Below are 19,463 nucleotides of genomic sequence, written 5' to 3'. Positions count from 1 at the left end.
CCAAAGATTTTTTTTTTCAAACATTATCGAGGTAACCTATAAACCAATCCTAATGCCAATGATTCACTTAACTGAACTTTTGAGATCACATCCGTATCATAAACTAAAATTCCGTTTAAGTTTACATTGATCGCTCGCGATACTTTAGCTGTCACTGTGACATCCAAACGATGTGAAGGGTCCGTTACTTTTTTATAATTCGCAAATAAATTATAACGTGCTTTCACATTCAATTTATCTGTAAAATTTTTATCCATATTTCCGGTGATCTGAAAAGCGAGGTCATTTTGAACAGTTTTACCTCCTTCAACACCATACCTTACTTGATCTTTATCAATTGGTGCACGATCTGGATATTTCTGACTATATTGCTCAACCGTTAGGGGTTTAATACGGTTATCCAAAATCAGAGTTTGGCGTGCAGTACCTGTACCAAAACGAATCGAATAAGAAGCGCTTGGCTTGTATTCAAAACCCAGCGATTCGGTTATGTACGCAGGAGCCATAAATGCATTCTCGATATAATCAATGGTATCTTTACCGTCAACTTGTTTATATTTATATCCTGCATCAAATTGAGATTCAAAGGTTAATGAAGTATAAAGTGCCCATTTAGCAGACAATTTATAAGACAATTTATTATCCCAAAAAATACGGTCGTTATTTTTCTTCGCGATTTGCTTATTATTTTTAATCTTACCATATCGCAAATCGATCTCAGTTACAAAATTGAAATTGTCTCTGGTATAATCTGATTTATGATTTGCAATTAATCCGACGGCTGTTGATCCAACTCCACCACCTTTCCAGTCGCCATTAAAGGCTGCCTGATTAATATTTACTCCAAAACTGGTCCAATGCTTCCAATAATCAACTTGTAATTCTAATTTTGGTACTACTGGACGAATATTTTTTAAGGAGATATTTTCTTGTTTATTCTCCGAAATAACTGAATCTGGCTTTACTCTAAGGTCTTTCAAATTAACCTGAGCGCTAACCGTACCACACGATAAGCCAATAATTAATAAGGCAAATAAGGATTGTAACTTCATATCAAGCAACTCTTTTTTTTCTTTTCTTAATTTAAGGTACTAAAATAGGATTTATTGTTGGTAATGGCTCAATAAAATATCGAGAAGGATTTTTTTGATACTTTTCATAACATTCTTTGATATAATTTGTCAGTTCATACTGTGTACAGCTAATGATGAAAAAGTAACTTGGTTTAAAGATCCGTCTAAATTTATTAAGCTCTTCTCCTTCTAAACCTGTTGTACGACTCACCAGTTGTTCTGAAAACTTATACTCGATAACATTATCTTTATAATCACTCTCAATCAATTTCTTTAATCTTTTTGCATTTTTAGCTTCTCGGCTAAACAGACTATAGATGGAGTTGATACTGAGCCCTGCACCATTTTGCCCTACTGAAAACAGATCTCCTGGATCAGAAAGCCGAAAGGCTTTCTCATAATCATTTCTTGCCTTTTTTAAAATCTCATCTGGATCTTTCTTTGCAACTACAGAAACTTCATCAATATAAATCGATTCACGCTTCAAATGGAACAGTATAACAGGAGAGGTATTTACAATGACGGTATCAGGATAGTATTCTCGAGAAGTCGCGATCAATGCATCTCCTTTGTCGGCCATAATAGAAAATTCCCCCTTACTATTGTTAAAGACTTCTTCGTTGGTCCTGGTGTTGCGGATTGTTACTTTTGATATACGTTGTTTGGTATTAAAATCGGAAACAATACCCTCTATACGCTTTTGTGCAAAAGCATCGGGTGCTAGTGCAAACAAAAGAATGAGTATTACGATATTTTGCAGAGTCTTCACTCTCGTAAAACTACGTTTTAGCTTATCAAAATAGAAATATTTAACATCTTTTGATGATTTACTTTGAAATTACCAATAGCTGCCCGATGGCTAAGTTTGTGTCAGTCAAGCCATTTAACTCTTTTATTTGATCAACAGTGATACCGTATTGTTTACTCAACGAGTATAATGTGTCTTTCCCTTGTACTTCATGAATACGCATTGCTACAGGACTCTTGATTTGCTCTGTTTGTACCACAGGAGCTTCGACTGCATTGTGTACAATCTCCCGCTCAACAACAACTTCTCTTTTCTCCTTCTCAACACGAGTTTCCACACGGTCATATTGGTAGAGTTCGTAACGTTCGATCATATCGATCAATAAATCTGGATATCGCGGGTTGGTGGCATAGCCTGCGACTTTCAAACCTTTGGCCCAGCCTTTATAATCGTTCTTATTGAGCAAGAATAAATCGGAATAACGTTTACGCAACAAGAATTCAGAATGATCTCTAAAAGACTGTTCCGGGCTTTCATAAACGCGAAAGCAGTCATTGATATTATCATCTGGGCGATTAATGGATTTTCCCTTCCATACACCTCCACATTTGATTCCAAAGTGATTATTGGCTTCGGTAGCGAGATAGCTATTGCCATTTCCAGATTCTAATAATGCTTGTGCCAATTTGATACTCGCAGGAATACCGTACTTATTCATTTCTGAAATAGCAATATCTTTATATTTCTCAACATAAGCATTTCCTGAAACAGCTGGTCTTAACTTACTAGGACGATTGGAAGAGGTAGAGCCTTGATGATTTTTGCTTTTATAGACGGTGTTTTTTTTGGATGAGCATGAACTAAAAAAAACAGTAAGGGCAAGTAGGATAAAAGCAATTTTTTTCATTTGATGAGTAGCATTACTTAGAAGCGGTGAGTTTCCTAGATATTGTGGTCGGATTTTTATCAAAACTATCTAAATCATACATTTCAATTGTTTTGATAACCTTAGCAGACCAATCTTTAGTTCTTGAATATCCTGCTTTTGCTAATGCACCTACCCAAGCTTTGTAGTTTTGTCCTCGATTTTCCTCAAATAAGGGAGTCGTGGTTTTCTTTCTTTTAACCAACGATATAAAGTCATTATAAGAATCAAGTACTGATTTATAACCTTTATATGCTGAATTAATCACTTTGCTATTATTTTTTCCTTTAATACCGAAGTGATTATTTAAATTTTTTGCAATCTTACTATTTCCATGTGCACTTTCATGCATTGCAATAGCTAAAATTACTGATGCTGGAACACCATGTTCTTGCATCATCTCTTGTGCTACGGGGCTGTATTTATCAATATAAAATTGATTGCTTTGAGCGGATGCAGTAGCATAACTACTGACGATCAAAATTAATACAGCAACATAGTTTTTTAATGTTTTAAAATTCATAAAGAATCATTTAGTCCACTAATTACTTTTTGCGTAATACAAAAAGTCCATCTCGAATCGGCAATAAAACCTTTTCGATGCGCTGGTCCTGAGCTAATTGTTCATTCAAATCTATGATTTGCTTTGTTTGATTGTCTGGATTTTCATCTAATACTTTGCCTTTCCACAAGACATTATCGATTAAAATCAGTCCTCCAGACGGGACTCTATCTAAAATTAATTCGTAATAGTAATGATTACGTTTTTTATCAGCATCTATAAAAACCAGATCAAAACTACCTTCGATCTTCGGAATTACTTCTGCAGCATCACCAATATGGTATTTAATTTGAGATGCATATTCAGATCTGTCAAAATATCCCTGTACACGCTCCTCCTGTTCTGCATTAACATCTACCGTATGTAAAATCCCCTTTTTAGACAAGCCTTCTGCAAGGCATAAAGTAGCATATCCAGTAAACGTACCGATTTCCAAAATAGTATTTGGAGCAGCTAATTTACTAAGCATAGCAAGCACCCTTCCTTGGTAATGTCCGGATAACATATGAGGCATTGTTTCCTTCAAATAGGTCTCCCTATTGACGCTTTTTAGCAACGGATTTTCTTCGTCACATGTGCGCTCTAAGTAAGATTCTAAATGCTCATTACAAATGTCCATAACAACAAAATTACTGAACATGATTTATAATCAGAAAAAATAAAATACAAACCGCTGATAATTAGGTAATTAATATTTGGTCAGATGTTACATAAAAAATCGCATCCGCCTTTATGAAGCATAATGACACTTTTAAAAAATCGTGATTTTTTAAATTCTTTGAATTTTTAAAGAAAAAAAAGTCCAATCATCATAGGAAGATTGGACTTTAAATTTTGTTATTTTTTTATTGAATTACGTCAAATTTGCAGTAATTAGTTTTAAGAATTCCGAACGCGTTACATCGTTTTGAAAAGCTCCTGTAAATGCTGATGTTGTAGTGACAGAATTTTGCTTCTGAATGCCTCGCATAGCCATACACATATGCTTACATTCGATCACCACAGCCACACCCTTTGCTCCTAAGGTTTCTTGAATACAGTCACGGATTTCATTGGTAAGACGTTCTTGAACTTGTAGTCGACGTGCAAAGATATCTACAACGCGTGGAATTTTGCTCAATCCAACGATATGACCATTAGGAATATAAGCAATATGCGCTTTACCAAAGAATGGCAACATATGGTGTTCGCACATCGAATACACTTCAATATCCTTCACCACAACCATCTGGCTATAGTCTTCCTCAAACATAGCACCTTGTAATACTTTAGCAGGATCAATATCATATCCATGAGTTAAAAACTGCAAAGCTTTTGCTACACGTTCTGGTGTTTTCAATAATCCCTCACGATTCGGATCTTCTCCTAGAGATTCTAAAATATCTGTATAATGAGCGGCAATACGACCAACTTTTTCTTGATTATATTGATCAATTTTCACGTAGCCGTCTAACTCTTCTTCTTCAAATGAGTGATTACTCATAGTAATTAAATAAATTAGTGTATAAGATTAGTCGCCAAAATATTCGACGTAATTATTTTCTGTTTCATGAAGGCGAATGCTGTGCAACTGCACTTTTTGTTCTTCAAATAATGGTTTCAATACCTCAAATATAGCAATTGCTATATTTTCTGTAGAAGCCATCTTATCTTTCATAAAATCAACATCAAGGTTAATATTTTTGTGATCGACTTTATTTACGATATTTTCCAAAATAATGGTTTTCATCAATTTTAAGTCAATCAGAAAACCTGTTGTTGGATTTACGTCACCTTTGACCGTCACAAACAAATCATAATTATGACCATGCCAATTAACATTTGAACAGTTTCCGAAAACATTTTCGTTTTTCTCAATGCTCCAATCTTCGCGGTAAAGCTTATGTGCAGCGCAAAAGCGCTCACGACGAGTGATATATACCATAATACCACAAAGATACGTGTTTGCAACCAAAATATCGCTTTCAACGAAATGATTACCATCACATTTGCGTAAATATTGATTAATATTGTACAAAGGTTATCCCACATGAAAACACTTATAGTAGCAGCAACTCGATTCGAAATTCAACCCTTCCTTGATCGTATTGCTGCATATCCGAATACCGACTATTTAATAACGGAAGTAGGTATGGTACAAACAGCTTATCGGCTTGGAAAACATCTTGCAAATAATCAATATGATCTTATCATTAATATCGGTATTGGTGGCTGCTTTAATCGATCATTACCAATAGGGGCGGTCGTTTCAATCGATCGCGAGATCTTCTCAGAATTAGGAGCAGAAGATGATGAGAGATTCATTCCGATTGATGAACTTGGATTTGGTAACGCTCATTATGTGGCCACACAAAATAAGACAACTAAGGAACTGGTGCATGCATTACCAACAGGGCTAGGTGTAACAGTTAATAAGGTGCATGGAAATGAATTAGAAATTTCGAAATTACTGATACAAATACCCAATGCTCTGATTGAATCCATGGAAGGAGGATCTGTTTTTTTAGTTGCATCTGAAGCAAAAATTCAAACCATACAGATCCGTGGAATATCTAATTATGTAGAGAAGCGAAATCGTGCCACGTGGAACGTACCGCTCGCTATCCACAATAGCAATGCGGTTCTTTTCGAAATTTTGTGTAAAATAGATAAAGTTTAATTTTTGAATTTTATTACTGTTTTCGCCATCCTGTTATTAAAAAATGACATAAAAGCAGATATTTAGCGATGAATAACCTTCAAAATATCAATAATAAATAGTAGATTTGTAATCTAAAATTTGACACTATTTTACAACTGATGAGAGAGATACAATTCAGAGAAGCACTTCGTGAAGCGATGAACGAGGAAATGCGTAAAGACGAAACAATATTTTTATTAGGAGAAGAAGTTGCAGAATACAATGGTGCTTATAAAGTGAGCCAAGGTATGCTGGATGAATTCGGAGCTAAACGCGTGATAGATACACCTATTGCAGAATTAGGTTTTGCAGGTATAGCAGTCGGTGCTGCGATGAACGGTTTAAAACCAATCGTTGAATTCATGACTTTCAACTTTTCTTTAGTTGCGATTGACCAAATTATCAATGCTGCTGCAAAGATTCGTTCCATGAGTGGAGGTCAATTCTCTATTCCAATAGTATTCCGTGGTCCAACTGGTAATGCAGGGCAATTGGGAGCACAGCACTCTCAAAATTTTGAGAACTGGTATGCAAATACTCCAGGATTAAAAGTTGTTGTTCCTTCAAATCCTTATGATGCGAAAGGTTTATTAAAATCTGCTATGATTGATCCAGATCCAGTTATTTTTATGGAATCTGAGGTTATGTATGGTGATAAAGGTCACGTGCCTGAAGAAGAATATTACTTACCAATAGGTAAAGCAAATGTTGTTAAAGAAGGTACTGATGTAACCATCGTATCTTTCGGTAAAATGGTTCCACGTGTTGTATTACCTGCTGTTGAAGAATTGACAAAAGAAGGTATCAATGTGGAAGTAATTGACTTACGTTCTGTTCGTCCAATAGATTACCCAACTATTATCGAGTCTGTTAAGAAAACAAACCGTTTGGTAATTGTGGAAGAAGCTTGGCCATTAGCGTCTATTTCATCTGAAATAACATATTCTGTACAACGTAATGCATTTGATTATTTAGATGCTCCAATCGTTCGTATTACAGCAGCAGATGTTCCTCTTCCATATGCAGCTACATTAATTGAAGCAGCTCTTCCAAGTGTTGCTAAAGTTGTAAAAGCTGTAAAAGAAGTTGCTTACATCAAAAAATAAAAGCATCTAATTGCTTAAATCAAAAAAGACCTTTGGTAATACCAAAGGTCTTTTTTAATTTAGGGGATATTTTACTAACTAATCTTAAATGATCAAGACCCTATCGCTCGCTTTTTTGTCGTTCTTTATTATTACGACATTAATTGCTCAAGACAAAGTTTTATTAAAGCTGAAACCCGATCTTAATAATCCCTTTTCACAAAAAATGCACATGACTATAGATGTCAATGCTGGTGCTCAAAGTACTATGATCGATGCAACCATGTTGTGCGAGACAACAAACACCAATGCTACAGACAGTACATTGACCTATGCAACGAAATATACAGCAATGATCATGGCAATGGATGCAGGAATGATGACCGTCAACTATGATTCCAAGAATCCGGAAGCCAATGAACTTTCCAAACAGATCCATGAAAAAGTTAAAACTTTGCTGGAGACCCCTATCGTGGCTGTGATGGGTTTAAATGGAAAAATAAAAGATGTCGAAGATTTACCTGATGATAATGATCTGTTTGATGCCAATATGCTCAAAGAAGCAGCGTTTGAATACCCAAATAGAGAATTAAAAGTTGGAGAACAATGGAAAGCAACAGCAAATAATAAGTCTCTAGGCCCAATAGAACAAACATACACCCTAAAAAGTATCTCAGCAGAGGGTATATCGATTACTTCAGAAGGAAGTATAACGGCAGAAGGCCAAACTGTCGGATCAATCACTGGCCAATACCTATTAAATCCTAAAACTCATTATTTAAAAGCGCTTACGCTCGAAACAAAAGTAAAAAATGAAGAGGTTGAAGTCACCAGCAAAATAGAAATCCTATAAACCACAAAAGAGCTGTCAATGACAGCTCTTTTGTGGTTTTATTGAACGTAAATGTTAAAATTACGCGTTAATTTCTTCTTTATATTGATCAGCAGTTAATAAAGCATCAACGTCAGCTACATCATTTAATTTGATACGAATAATCCAACCCTCTCCATAAGGATCTGAGTTTACTAATTCTGGTGATGCATCGATTGCCTCGTTAACAGCTAACACTGTTGCTGTAACAGGAATGAATAAATCAGAAACCGTTTTTACTGCCTCGATTGTTCCAAAGATTTCGTTTGCAGCCACTTCTTCACCAATTGTGTTGATGTCTACAAATACGATATCACCTAACTCACGTTGTGCGAAATCAGTAATACCAATAACGGCCTCATCACCTTCAACACGAATCCATTCGTGATCTTTAGTGTATTTTAATTCTGCTGGAAAATTCATTTTACTTTTTTTTAATCTTCTATTTAATTACGCCATGAAGTTACAAAATATATTTATATCACAAAAATCTTGTGTACTCTATCATATTTTGTTCCTACTTTTAAGGTATGAACTCAATGATTGAAAAGCTTTACAAAATCGCAAAAAAAGATAGTCGTTTTATAATAGGACTTATGTCAGGGACTTCATTGGATGGTCTTGATATTGCACTTTGTAGAATAAGTAATAGTGGTAAGTCTACACAAATTAGCGTGGATAATTTTATTACAATGGACTATCAGGATGAGTTTAGAAAATACGTAAGAGGTGTTTTTGCAAAGCGTACAATTGATCAACAGCTGCTCTGCGGACTTCATGCTTACGTCGGAAATGTACATGCAGCACTGATTAATCAGGCTCTTGAAAAATGGGGGATTCCACATTCAGAAATTGATTGTATTGCTAGCCATGGGCAGACAGTATACCACGCTCCACAAAGCCTTACAGATGATCAATTAATGCCCAACAGCACTCTTCAAATCGGGGATGGCGATCATATTGCTGTAAAAACTGGTATTATTACACTATCAGATTTTAGACAAAAACACATCGCTGCAGGTGGTGAAGGTGCACCTCTGGCGGCCTACGGCGATTACTTACTGTTTTCGGATAGGAAAGAAAATCGATTTTTATTGAATATCGGTGGCATTGCTAATTATACATTTATACCTAGCCAAGAAAGTGATTTGAAAGCTTTTGCAACAGATATTGGCCCCGGAAATACCATTATGAATCAGTTTGCAAAAGAAAAATTTGATATAGAGATGGATAAGGATGCAAACATCGCTACACAAGGAACTATCAATGAGGGACTTTTAAATGAGCTTTTAAAAGAACCATTTCTACAAGATGAATTCCCTAAAACAACTGGTCCGGAGCTCTTTAATTTGGATTATCTAAAAAAATGTCAGATAGCATCCAATAATCTTTATATGATTCCTGAAGATATCATGGCCACTTTAAATCAATTTACTGCAACATGCATCATTGACGCAATCCATAAGCTATCAAAAACATTAAGCAATGTACATATCTACATCAGTGGGGGAGGTTTACACAATCCGCTATTGGTCGCTAAAATCAAAGCAGGATTGCCTCATCATAAAGTCTCCTCATTTGGAATACTAGGCATTGATCCCGACGCTAAAGAAGCTGTGTTATTTGCCCTACTGGCTAATGAAACATTGGTTGGCGACCGAGACAATGTAAGTCAAATAAAAGATTCTCCTGCAGTCTGTATGGGTAAAATTAGCTTACCTCAATAACAACTAATCATTATCAATAGCTTCGTGTAGATACTGCTTCAAAGGAAGCATTGTTTTATATAATGCAATGATATTATTCAAAGCATTTTTATCAGTCAGAGCGCTATTGGATAAGCTTTTGTGTGCAACAAAGCTCTTTAATTTTAAAAATTCAATTGAAGGATGTGTTGCCTCATAACCAGCAGGGGGGCGTTTTAGTTTGTCTTCTTCTTCTAAAGTAAGACCACTTTTTTTCTGTAAATCTGCTATAATTGCATTAAATTTCTCTTCGTTATAATCTATTTCCTGACGAATAGCATCTAAATGTTTTTTTTCTGGTCTCCAGTAACCACAGGCAATAAATGAATTATCTGGAGAGATGTGGATATAATATTCTGGTCCGTCCAATTTACGGCCATCTTTGGAAATACCTGCACCGAACCAATTTTTATAGGGTGTTTTGTCTTTTGAAAAACGCGTATCACGATAGATACGAAACAAACATTTATTAGCCTGAATATCGGTCGTAATATGAGGATCAAATTGAGACAGGCTATTAATCAAATCAGCCACAAACAAACGAACATCAGCTAAAGCCGCTTCATAACGTTCTTTCTCTTCTGCAAACCATTCACGGGTATTGTTATTTTGTAAATCTTTTAAAAATTTAAACGTATTTTGATTAATATGTCCCATAAATATGATCTTAATTTACTAAAAACAAAAATAAATATACCAAAGGTCCAGCGATTAATAAACCGTCGAATCGATCTAATAAACCTCCGTGTCCAGGTAATATATGTCCAGAATCTTTCACATTTAAGCTTCTTTTAAGCATCGATTCTACCAAATCACCCAATGTACCAAATACAGCAATTATCATTGCTACAATAATCCATTGCCATTGCGGTATTGTTTCAAAATAATGTGCTAAACATAAAGATACAAGAACTGCCAATACAATACCACCAATAAAACCTTCCCAGGTTTTCTTTGGAGAAATTCGCTCAAAAAGTTTATGTTTTCCCAAGGATCTCCCAGCTAAATAAGCCCCTGTATCACTCGTCCAAAGTAAAATCATAAAACCCAAAGGTAAAAAATGATTAAATGAGCCACCTATATAGCCTAATCTTGTAAAACAATAAAAAGGAAATCCAACATACAGAATACCTAAAATGGTAAAGCCGATATCATTAAAGGGGAAATCACGCTTTTGATAAAGAGCTTGTATATAGATCGCTAAAAGAAAAGGGATGCATAACAAAATATACTTCGCCTCAAAAATGCCTAAACTATATAACGCTGTTGTACTAAATAAAACAACTGTAGTCAATATACCTAAAGCTTTACTTGGTCTACGATCTTCTGAGCTAACAATACCATAAAACTCATACAGACACCAGGCGCTTAATAAAGAAAAAAATCCAAGGAAAACTGCGTCGCCCAGCAGCATAGCCCCAACCATGACGATGATAAAGAAAAATCCTGTAATAGCTCTAGTTTTCATACTAATCTTCGCTTTCTGTCGTAGATTCGATTAAAACTAATGCCTGTTGCTCATCTTGTTGATTCACATAAAGCTCAATCTTACCAAATACAAGGTATGATGAGTCCTGCTTATTTAATACAATAGCAGGTATCCCGCTTTCTTCTAACATTTGTTTAACGATCTCAGCTTCTATTGCATTAGTATAAACTTTAATCTTCTTCCAGCCTTGCTCCATATGGGATTTTTTTAGTTGAACGATAATATAATACTACAAAAATAACAGTAAATATTAAGCTTGCAAGGTAAACCCAAATTGGTTCTTGTTCAAAGTTATTCATTTCTTCGAAAGGTATCCCTTTTCTTGTATAATAAAACGCTGTAATGGTGGCACTTGCATTATTAATAAAATGACCAAAAATAGGCAAATATATGTTTCTACTCCAGACATAAAGATATCCAAAAAAAGCACCAAGAAGCATTCTAGGAATAAATCCAAAGAACTGCATATGAAATGCACTAAAGATTATTGCTACTAACCAAATGACCACGTGCTTATTCCATATCCAACGTCCAAAAATGTTTTGTAAACAACCCCTAAAGACCATTTCTTCACCTACGGCCGGCACCACTGCTAAAATGATCAGATTGATCAATAAACCGCCCCAAGTTGACTCCTCTACAATTTGTTTAGTCATTATAGCGGCACTATCTTCACTAGCACGCATCCACTGCTGTACACCTTGAAGACTATCGGGCAATTGCATAGATTCATTCCAATACGCAAGCAATGACATCATAGGAATGAAACATAGCATGGCCGCAAAGACAAAAAGATATTGTAATGATGAAACCTTATTTATTCTTTCAAAATAGGGATGAATGCCTGATTCGCTACGATATAAGATCCAAGCTGGTAAAATAAATGTTGTAACACTACTGATCAGCAACATCCCTTTGAGTGCCACTGTATTTTCTTGAAAAAAAGATAAACTGAACGGACTCTCGGGAGACAAAATCTTCATAACCAATAGTGATAATCCCATCAATACCAATTGAATACTTACACCCAAAACGATCATGTAAAGCAATAATCTAAATAAAGATTTTCCGGGATTTATCTTTGTCACTAATTCTTCCATGTAGTACTTTTAATTTATTCTATAAATATATTACAATTAAAATTTATTACCTCAAAATCTTCTAAAAGATCTACTTTAAGCTATCATGCTACATCTAGAACAACGTCTATCTGGATATAGAAACCTGTAAACAAAAAAAATCCCGTTTCATTTAAAATGAAACGGGATTTCCATGTTTTTCAATTAATTAACCCGAATTGGATCAGCCGGTTTTTTCATGTTCTTGTAGGGATAATTTTTCATTTCTTCCAACAAGATCTGAACCGTTTTTTCCAATTGTGGATCACGACCTTCTATCAAATCCTTAGGTGTTTGTTCAACGAAAATATCTGGAGCAACACCTTCATTTTCGATGATATAATTGCCTTTCAAATCGTATACACCAAAGTTTGGTGAAGTGATTCTTCCTCCATCCAATAAAGGAGGATAACCGCTGATACCAACTAAAATACCCATAGTGGTACGGCCCACCAATTTTCCTAATCCTTTGTGTCGGAACATATAAGGCATCATATCTCCTCCGGAACCCGCATTTTCATTAATAATCATTGCTTTTGGCCCATAAATTCCATTACCTGGCGTATTGAATCCCTTTCCGTCCCGTATTCCCCATCCAGCGATTAAATCACGGGATAATAAATCGATAACGTAATCGGCAACCCAACCGCCACCATTATTACGTTCATCAATTAATACCGCTTTTTTATCCATCTGCGAGAAATAATAGCGATTGAAAGCAGTGTATCCTTCTCCACCGGTATTAGGCATATAAATATACGCGATCTGACCCTTGCTTAATTCTTCCACACGTTTTCTGTTGCGCTCCATCCACTCGGTGCTTCTTAAACTCATCTCATCAGAAAATGAGATTGGCTTCACCACATATTCTTTAGCTCCAACTAAACTCGGTTTTGTATTGACTTTAATGCTTACCTGTTTGCCTACAGTATTATCAAATAAACTGTACAAGTCCATATCGGCAGTAACTGCTGTACCATTTACTGCTACTAAATACATTCCCGATTTGATATTTAATCCCGGTTCAGACAAAGGCGCTTTAAATGATGGATTCCAATCTAAGCGTGTAAAAATTTTATCAAGCTTATAAAAACCTTTATCAATAGAATAATCAGCTCCTAAAACACCCACACTAACCGAAGGACCACTAGGTTGATCCCCTGGATAAATATAATTATGTCCAACAACCATTTCGCCCATCATTTCGTTCAATAAATAACCTAAATCAGAACGGTGACTTACATAAGGCAAGAACTTCTCATATTTCGTTTTTACAGCATTCCAATCTGCTCCATGCATATTTTCAACGTAGAAATAATCTTTCTGCATTGCCCATACTTCATCGAATATTTGTTTCCACTCAGCAACAGGATCAACTAATTGTTTGATATTATCCAATTTCAATACACCAGTTGTAGGACTTGCCACTTTTTGACCTGCTGTTACAATATTAATACCTGTACTGGTCTGAATAATCATTTTCTTACCGTCGGCACTGATAGCATATGAGCGGATACCTGCGACAAGATCTTTTTCTTTGAAATCTGTAAAATCATAAGCATAGAGTGTCCCATTCTTGACATATGTCAATTGATTGACGACAGATCCATTGATACCATAAATACCATCACCTAATGGAAGCGCAACAATTCGATTATTGATATTATCAAAATCTATTTCTGTAGGCTGTACCGCAGGTTTTGAAGCTTCTTTGTTTGGTTCTTCTTTCTTCTCGTCTTTTTTCTTTTTATTAGCCTTTGCTGTTTCTTTAGGCTTTTCCGACTCCTCTTTCTCTTCTTTTATCGTTTCTTCATCACTTTCATTTTTGAAAATAGATGGTGTTTTACTGGATAAAATGAATGCATATGCTTCATAATTAGCACGACGTTCCGTTGCTGACATATGCAGTCCCGAATTTGTTAGTCCTACATTTGTACTTGCTGTGAAAAAAAGATACTTACCATCTCGACTAAATGAAGTCGATCGAACCGCACTCATACCATCGGTAATCTGTGTGCTTTTTTTACTGTCAAGATTATATAAAAATACTGCCGAAACGGAATTTGGAAGTGTTTTAATGTAAGAAATCCACTTCGAATCAGGTGACCAACTTGGTTGGAAATGATTAAAAACACGTCCAGTCTGAGCACTTTCACTATCCGAATCTACCTTGACTATCTTTTTACTATCGATATCAATGTAAAATAAATTCAAGTGAGAATCGTTATAAAACAATTTCTTAGAATCAGGAGACCAGGTAGGTTCAAAATAAAAATTAGATTCACCTAAAGTATACATTAGAGGTTCATCTTTTCCAAATTGATCGCGTAATTGAAGTACATATTTCCCTTTTTCACTCGAAATATAGGAAACCCATTTCCCGTTCGGAGACCAGCTTGGAAAGCGGTCATGTGCGCCTGGAGAATTTGAAATATTGCGCGCTTCGCCTTTTTCTTTAGGTACAGAGAATATTTCTCCTCTCGCTTCTATAAGAGCACGTTGCCCGGTAGGGGAAATGTTCAAAGTGCGAATATCATCACGCATATTATCATAATGTGGTCTTTTATACAACGCATCATTACTCACATTAATTTTTAATGCTGTAGAAGACTTTGAATTGATATTGTAAATGTGTACTCTTCCTTCTTGTTCAAAGGTCAATTCCGATCCGTTGCCCGTTAATGTTCTGACATCATAGTCAGTAAAATTGGTAATTTTATCGATTTTTTTTGATTTGACATCGTACGAGAAAATATTGACAATTTTATCTCTGTCTGAAAGGAAGTAAACCTTATTATCCAACCATACCGGCTTAACGTCATTGCAGCGCTCTCCAGGGATTATTTCGATTTGATTACTCTTTGTGTCGAAAATCCAAATGGATGGCATACCACCGCCTCTATAGCGCTTAAAAGCAACACGGTCACGTTCCGTAGGATCTGTATTTTTTATATAAGCCCAATAGCGTCCATCTTTAGAGGGGCTACCCTGATAAGCCTCTGGCATAGGAAGCGATTTGTCCAATGTCAATCCAGTAACAAATGAAGAATATAAACGTGGACTTAATGCATAATTGTATTCGCGGGTTGTGGTATAATATACTTCATTATTATTTAGCCAGCCTCGCAGCACATCAGATGCGGGATGAAAAGTAATACGTTTAGGTTCACCACCTTCAATCGGCATGACATAAACGTCTGTATTACCATCATAATTACCCGTAAAAGCAATCTGTTTTCCATCCGGTGAGAAGATGGGGTTTTGTTCAACACCAGGATTTGTCGTTAATCTTCTTGGATTTGCTCCAGATTTATCCGAGATCCAAATATCACCTCCATATACGAAAGCAATATTTTCGGCACTAATACTAGGACTTCTCAATAACAAAGTTTCTTGTGCTTCTACTGAAAAAGCACCCGATAAAGCCATTAATAATCCTAAAAATCGAAGTTTAGGTTTTAACATATATTTAAAGATAAAATAGGGTTTTTATTGTGCTGTAAAAATAACCAATAATTTATCAATAAATTATGTATATCAATTAAGTTGCAATAAAAAAACCCCAATTAAAAAATTGGGGCTTAAATATCAATATAAGGCTGTTTTTTAGAAACCGTAGTCTTGTTCTATTTCTAAAACAACACCTTCGTCTACTAAAACACGTCCACAGTGTTCACAGATAATAATTTTCTTACGTTGACGAATCTCAGATTGTAGTTGTGCAGGAATTTTATTATGACATCCTGAACAGCTATCACGGTCAATTGAAACAACTGCTAGACCATTCTTGAATGAATTACGTAAACGGTAATAAACTTTATTTAAGCGTTCATCAATGTTAGCTTCCGCTTTTTCGGCTTTAGCCAACAAATCATCTTCATCTTTTTGAGTTTCAGAAGTAATTGTTTCCAATTCTTTCTTTTTACCTTCTAACTCACCTTTACTATACTCTAAATTAGATACTGTCGTATCGTAGTTTTCTGTTTTATTGCGAATTTCGAATTCAAATTCTTTAATTCTTTTTTCACAAACTTGGATTTCTAATCCTTGAATTTCAATTTCTTTCGAAATAGCATCATATTCACGATTATTTTTTACTTCGTTCAGTTGACTTTCATATTTTTTGATAGCCAATTGAGCGTCTTTAATCATGTTCTTACGCTTAACGATCGAATCTTCTAACTCATCTAAGTCTGTTCTGATCTTTTCGATACGTGTTTCTAAGCCCGCAATTTCATCTTCAAGATCTGCAACCTCGATAGGTAATTCTCCTCTAATTTGGCGAATTTTATCTACTTTAGTATGTATGGCCTGTAATAACCATAATGCTTTCAATTTTTGTTCTACGGTTTGTTCCATCAACAATAGTGTTTTATAGGATTTGTATCTACTTCTGTTATTAGGACTGCAAAGTTAGGAAATTTTTCTGTAATTATATCGAACAATAATTCTTGCGTAAATTGTTCGCTTTCATAATGACCGATATCTGCAATCACAATTTGATTTTCTGCATCAAAAAATTCATGATATTTATAATCGGCTGTAACAAAAAAATCCGCTCCAGACCGCTTTGCGGTATTTAATAAAAATCCACCGGCACCACCACATACGGCAACCCTTGACACAGGTTTACCTTGTAGAGCAGTATGTCTAATAACCTGCAGGTTTAAATTATTTTTTAAATAGGCTAAAAAATCCTGTTCAGACATAGGACTTTCTAAATTTCCAATAACTCCAGCTCCGACTTCTTGATTTTTATTTTCCAGTTTAAGCGTATCGTAAGCAACTTCTTCATAAGGATGTGATTCATACATAGCCAAAAGAACTTTACGTTCAATAGCTTTTGTATAAACAACTTCAATTCTGGTCTCTTCCACTCTTTCTTGTAGCCCAATTTCCCCAATAGTTGGTTGTGCTTCGCCATGAGGTCTAAATGTACCATAACCGGCAGTATTAAAACTGCATTGATCGTATTTGGTCCCAACTTTACCTGCGCCAGCATCAAATAGAGCTTCTCTAACCAATTCGACATGGCTTCGTGGGACATAGACCACAAGTTTATACAAAAGATTAGATTTAGGTTCTAAAATAGCCTGATTTTGAAGATTTAACAGGGAGGCTATCTTTGAATTAACACCACCTGTTATATTATCCAGATTCGTATGAATAGCATACAGCGCAATATCATGTTGAATTGCTTTTATAACAGTACGCTCCACGTAATTGTTTCCATTAAATTTCTTCAGACCTTTAAAAACAATGGGATGATGAGAAACAATTAAATTACATCCTTTAGCAATTGCATCATCAACTACCTCTTCAGTACAATCTAAAGAAATCAATATTTTTGAAAGTTCTTGATCCGGATCTCCCACGATTAAACCGCAATTGTCATACGACTCCTGTAGATCTAATGGTGCTATCCTTTCCAGATAAGCAGTAATTTCCTTAATCTTCATGTTTATTCTCTAATTCTTCTTGATCCCTAAAAGTATTATGTTGCTCTAATATACGCTTATAATTTTTGATATCAACCCAATAATTAATCATGGTTACAAAATGAAAAATAATAGCAACAACAGATATAAATGGGGGTAATGGAATATTTGTCGCCAAATATATCCAGCCATATAGTGAACCTTTCTTAAATGTCGGAGATTCATCTACAGCGATTTTACGATCAAAAAATTCATTAATTAACGAATCCCGTAAACGTCTTGCTACTTCAAAATTCCAATAAATATTAAATAAAGGAATAGCGATACCAAATACCTGATTAGGTTTTATACATTGATTTTCTTCTGACACCAATAATAATGTCTTTCTCATCGTATTGGCTAAAAACAGCCAAATAACAATACGAATAATATAAATTGCAATTACTGTATAGATAAACTCCGGCTTTGAAATTTCCTTCAATAACTGTTCTTGTAATTCTACTTGATCCATCTGTGCTAATTCTCGTTATGCAGTAAAGATACCAATTCTTTTAAATTCTTTATTCGTCGATTTTGATCAATTACCCTTAAAATGATATTTATATTAAAAGCTTTAACCTATTCCCAAATAGTGAAAGAGTGGGGGATTTATTAGATTATTATCCGACTGTATTCCTGCAACTTAGCAAGTTTTATGAAAAATAAAGTTCATATAAAAAATATATCTAATTAATAATCAGACGTGTATTTCAAAAGCATAGTATGCCGTATACAACTGAGATAATGATTGCAATCTACATGGAATCATTTAATACAACGCGTTTCAAAAACTATTCGTTATCAACAGATAAAATAACAGAGTAAATAAGTACTTACTCACCACATTTCACCCCATTTAAAACACCTCAGTGAGGTTTTTAATTTCAGTATGCGAACTTACCACACTAGGGTAGGGGAGACCATTACTAGTAAAGCAAAAATATAGCAGGTCTTTTATGAAAATCATCGGTTCTCTTTTTCCATTGATCAATAGTCAATGTTTTAATAAATTCAGCATCATCTGTGAGATCACATGCAACACAAAGTTTAGTTTGTCCTTTACATGTTTTTAATAATTCGGCCAGTAATTGATTATTTCTGAAAGGAGTTTCTATAAAAATTTGTGTCTGATCTTCCTTTGATGCCTGTAGTTCCAATTCTTTTATACGTCTTGAACGATCTGTTTTATCAATAGGTAGATATCCTTGGAAAGCAAATTTTTGTCCACTAAAACCCGAAGCCATTAATGCTAATAAAATAGAACTAGGCCCAACTAATGGCACAATCTTAATTCCTTGACGATGTGCTTCACCCACAATATCAGCACCGGGGTCAGCAACACCTGGGCAACCAGCTTCGGACATGAGACCGACATTTTTACCTGCTAATAAGCCCTTGAAAAAATCTTTAATGTTTCCTTTATCTCTTGCATGCTTACCATAATCATAAATGATCAAATCCTTTTGAGGAATCTTAAGACCAGCTTGTTTAAGAAACTTACGTGCTGTCTTCTCATTCTCTACAATATATTCATCCAAGCTATTTATTGTCTCCACTAAATAGGAAGTGAAAGATTTTGCTGATGCTTCCTCGCTAAGAGGAACCGGAATCAAAAATAGTGTACCTTTTTGCATATTTACAAACCTACTAAATTGTCTTTCATAACAGATGCATTTTTCAATATAATGTA

21 protein-coding genes are annotated in these 19,463 nt (G+C 35.1%); 4 read left to right on the top strand and 17 right to left on the bottom strand.

From position 1 onward, the window contains the following. Positions 1–23: 23 nt before the first annotated feature. From M2265_RS16035 to M2265_RS16005, 7 genes are all read right to left on the bottom strand, one after another. On the bottom strand, positions 24–1,052 hold the full coding sequence (locus M2265_RS16035) for a DUF3078 domain-containing protein (protein WP_021189270.1): 1,029 nt from the start codon (positions 1,050–1,052) through the stop codon (positions 24–26). A 31-nt stretch (positions 1,053–1,083) separates the two neighbouring features. Then, positions 1,084–1,842: a hypothetical protein gene (locus tag M2265_RS16030; protein WP_132771765.1), complete on the bottom strand. Its 759-nt coding sequence runs from the start codon at positions 1,840–1,842 to the stop codon at positions 1,084–1,086. A 58-nt stretch (positions 1,843–1,900) separates the two neighbouring features. Beyond that, positions 1,901–2,728 carry a glucosaminidase domain-containing protein gene (locus M2265_RS16025; RefSeq protein ID WP_132771764.1) on the bottom strand — a complete coding sequence of 276 codons (828 nt, stop codon included), beginning with the start codon at positions 2,726–2,728 and terminating at the stop codon, positions 1,901–1,903. Positions 2,729–2,741: 13 nt separating this feature from the next. Further along, positions 2,742–3,269, bottom strand: a complete 528-nt coding sequence (locus M2265_RS16020) for a glucosaminidase domain-containing protein (RefSeq protein WP_021189273.1) — start codon at positions 3,267–3,269, stop codon at positions 2,742–2,744. Positions 3,270–3,291: 22 nt separating this feature from the next. Then, positions 3,292–3,927 (bottom strand): O-methyltransferase, encoded by a 636-nt coding sequence (locus M2265_RS16015; RefSeq protein ID WP_132771812.1) that lies wholly within the window; start codon positions 3,925–3,927, stop codon positions 3,292–3,294. Between the two features lie 234 nt (positions 3,928–4,161). After that, on the bottom strand, positions 4,162–4,791 hold the full coding sequence (gene folE, locus M2265_RS16010; RefSeq protein WP_132771763.1) for a GTP cyclohydrolase I FolE: 630 nt from the start codon (positions 4,789–4,791) through the stop codon (positions 4,162–4,164). A 27-nt stretch (positions 4,792–4,818) separates the two neighbouring features. After that, positions 4,819–5,232 (bottom strand): 6-pyruvoyl trahydropterin synthase family protein, encoded by a 414-nt coding sequence (locus tag M2265_RS16005; protein ID WP_031287841.1) that lies wholly within the window; start codon positions 5,230–5,232, stop codon positions 4,819–4,821. Positions 5,233–5,337: 105 nt separating this feature from the next. Here M2265_RS16005 and mqnB point away from each other — a divergent pair, with 105 nt between their 5' ends. From mqnB to M2265_RS15990, 3 genes are all read left to right on the top strand, one after another. Beyond that, positions 5,338–5,967 carry a futalosine hydrolase gene (gene mqnB / locus M2265_RS16000; RefSeq protein WP_132771762.1) on the top strand — a complete coding sequence of 210 codons (630 nt, stop codon included), beginning with the start codon at positions 5,338–5,340 and terminating at the stop codon, positions 5,965–5,967. Positions 5,968–6,107: 140 nt separating this feature from the next. Beyond that, positions 6,108–7,094 carry a pyruvate dehydrogenase complex E1 component subunit beta gene (locus tag M2265_RS15995; protein WP_021189278.1) on the top strand — a complete coding sequence of 329 codons (987 nt, stop codon included), beginning with the start codon at positions 6,108–6,110 and terminating at the stop codon, positions 7,092–7,094. A gap of 88 nt (positions 7,095–7,182) precedes the next feature. Next, positions 7,183–7,926, top strand: a complete 744-nt coding sequence (locus tag M2265_RS15990) for a DUF6263 family protein (protein WP_132771761.1) — start codon at positions 7,183–7,185, stop codon at positions 7,924–7,926. 60 nt (positions 7,927–7,986) lie between these two features. Here the strand turns inward: M2265_RS15990 and gcvH are convergent, their stop codons facing one another. Continuing rightward, the gene (gene gcvH, locus M2265_RS15985) at positions 7,987–8,367 is read right to left on the bottom strand and encodes a glycine cleavage system protein GcvH (RefSeq protein ID WP_021189281.1); all 381 of its coding nucleotides are present in this window, start codon (positions 8,365–8,367) and stop codon (positions 7,987–7,989) included. Between the two features lie 116 nt (positions 8,368–8,483). Between gcvH and M2265_RS15980 the strand changes: the two genes are divergently transcribed. After that, complete coding sequence (locus tag M2265_RS15980; protein ID WP_317166849.1) at positions 8,484–9,671, top strand: anhydro-N-acetylmuramic acid kinase; 1,188 nt, start codon at positions 8,484–8,486, stop codon at positions 9,669–9,671. A 3-nt stretch (positions 9,672–9,674) separates the two neighbouring features. Here the strand turns inward: M2265_RS15980 and M2265_RS15975 are convergent, their stop codons facing one another. The 9 genes from M2265_RS15975 to M2265_RS15935 all read right to left on the bottom strand — a co-directional run bounded on the left by M2265_RS15975 (position 9,675) and on the right by M2265_RS15935 (position 19,407). Beyond that, positions 9,675–10,346 (bottom strand): DUF2461 domain-containing protein, encoded by a 672-nt coding sequence (locus M2265_RS15975; RefSeq protein WP_132771759.1) that lies wholly within the window; start codon positions 10,344–10,346, stop codon positions 9,675–9,677. Positions 10,347–10,356: 10 nt separating this feature from the next. Further along, the gene (locus tag M2265_RS15970) at positions 10,357–11,157 is read right to left on the bottom strand and encodes a phosphatidate cytidylyltransferase (RefSeq protein WP_132771758.1); all 801 of its coding nucleotides are present in this window, start codon (positions 11,155–11,157) and stop codon (positions 10,357–10,359) included. A gap of 1 nt (position 11,158) precedes the next feature. Beyond that, a complete protein-coding gene (locus tag M2265_RS15965) occupies positions 11,159–11,374 on the bottom strand; it encodes a DUF2007 domain-containing protein (RefSeq protein ID WP_021189284.1) in 216 nt (71 codons plus the stop codon). After that, complete coding sequence (locus M2265_RS15960; protein WP_132771757.1) at positions 11,349–12,278, bottom strand: CPBP family intramembrane glutamic endopeptidase; 930 nt, start codon at positions 12,276–12,278, stop codon at positions 11,349–11,351. Before M2265_RS15960 ends, M2265_RS15965 begins: the two co-directional genes overlap by 26 nt. A gap of 183 nt (positions 12,279–12,461) precedes the next feature. Then, positions 12,462–15,761, bottom strand: a complete 3,300-nt coding sequence (locus M2265_RS15955; RefSeq protein ID WP_132771756.1) for a S41 family peptidase — start codon at positions 15,759–15,761, stop codon at positions 12,462–12,464. A gap of 141 nt (positions 15,762–15,902) precedes the next feature. Further along, positions 15,903–16,655, bottom strand: coding sequence for a zinc ribbon domain-containing protein (locus tag M2265_RS15950; protein WP_021189289.1), 753 nt, complete (start codon positions 16,653–16,655; stop codon positions 15,903–15,905). Continuing rightward, on the bottom strand, positions 16,655–17,755 hold the full coding sequence (locus M2265_RS15945; protein WP_021189290.1) for a Nif3-like dinuclear metal center hexameric protein: 1,101 nt from the start codon (positions 17,753–17,755) through the stop codon (positions 16,655–16,657). The genes M2265_RS15950 and M2265_RS15945 overlap by 1 nt, the downstream gene beginning before the upstream one ends. After that, positions 17,745–18,245, bottom strand: a complete 501-nt coding sequence (locus tag M2265_RS15940; RefSeq protein ID WP_021189291.1) for a hypothetical protein — start codon at positions 18,243–18,245, stop codon at positions 17,745–17,747. Before M2265_RS15940 ends, M2265_RS15945 begins: the two co-directional genes overlap by 11 nt. Positions 18,246–18,699: 454 nt before the next feature. Further along, entirely contained in the window at positions 18,700–19,407 is a 708-nt protein-coding gene (locus M2265_RS15935) for an SAM-dependent methyltransferase (protein ID WP_132771755.1), read from the bottom strand. Positions 19,408–19,463 lie beyond the last annotated feature (56 nt).

Source organism: Sphingobacterium kitahiroshimense (assembly GCF_025961315.1).
GTDB classification, from domain to species: domain Bacteria; phylum Bacteroidota; class Bacteroidia; order Sphingobacteriales; family Sphingobacteriaceae; genus Sphingobacterium; species Sphingobacterium anhuiense.
This window is presented reverse-complemented; position numbering and strand designations above follow the sequence as displayed.